Source organism: Massilia sp. Soil_C_3 (assembly GCF_057657035.1).
Genome location: NZ_JBDGJG010000027.1, coordinates 1 through 940, shown reverse-complemented (window position 1 = coordinate 940; position 940 = coordinate 1). Strand labels below are relative to the sequence as shown.

Annotated in this window: 1 rRNA gene; it reads left to right on the top strand. The window is 50.6% G+C overall.

The annotated features are described in order from the left end of the window. Positions 1 to 940: ribosomal RNA gene (locus AC3A6F_RS25290) — 23S ribosomal RNA — on the top strand; the annotation flags it as partial.

The following is a 940-nucleotide window of genomic DNA, read 5'->3' as shown; positions in this document are numbered from 1 at the left end:
ATATGGTAGGAGAGCGTTCTGTAAGCCTGCGAAGGTGTCTTGTAAAGGATGCTGGAGGTATCAGAAGTGCGAATGCTGACATGAGTAGCGATAATGCGGGTGAAAAGCCCGCACGCCGTAAGCCCAAGGTTTCCTGTTCAACGTTCATCGGAGCAGGGTGAGTCGGCCCCTAAGGCGAGGCAGAGATGCGTAGCTGATGGGAAGCAGGTTAATATTCCTGCACCGTCGTATGATGCGATGGGGGGACGGATCGCGGAAGGTTGTCTGACTGTTGGAATAGTCAGTTTTTGACTCATAGAAGGTGCTTAGGCAAATCCGGGCACGTAATTCAAGGGGTCGAGACGAGTCGCCATGTGCGACGAAGCAATCGGAAGTGGTTCCAAGAAAAGCCTCTAAGCTTCAGTCATACGAGACCGTACCGCAAACCGACACAGGTGGGCGAGATGAGTATTCTAAGGCGCTTGAGAGAACTCGGGAGAAGGAACTCGGCAAATTGGTACCGTAACTTCGGGATAAGGTACGCCCTAGTAGTTTGACCACTTTACTGTGGAAGGATGAACGGGTTGCAATAAAATGGTGGCTGCGACTGTTTAATAAAAACACAGCACTCTGCAAACACGAAAGTGGACGTATAGGGTGTGACGCCTGCCCGGTGCTGGAAGATTAAATGATGGGGTGCAAGCTCTTGATTGAAGTCCCAGTAAACGGCGGCCGTAACTATAACGGTCCTAAGGTAGCGAAATTCCTTGTCGGGTAAGTTCCGACCTGCACGAATGGCGTAACGATGGCCACACTGTCTCCTCCCGAGACTCAGCGAAGTTGAAATGTTTGTGATGATGCAATCTACCCGCGGCTAGACGGAAAGACCCCATGAACCTTTACTGTAGCTTTGCATTGGACTTTGAATCAATCTGTGTAGGATAGGTGGGAGGCTTTGAAG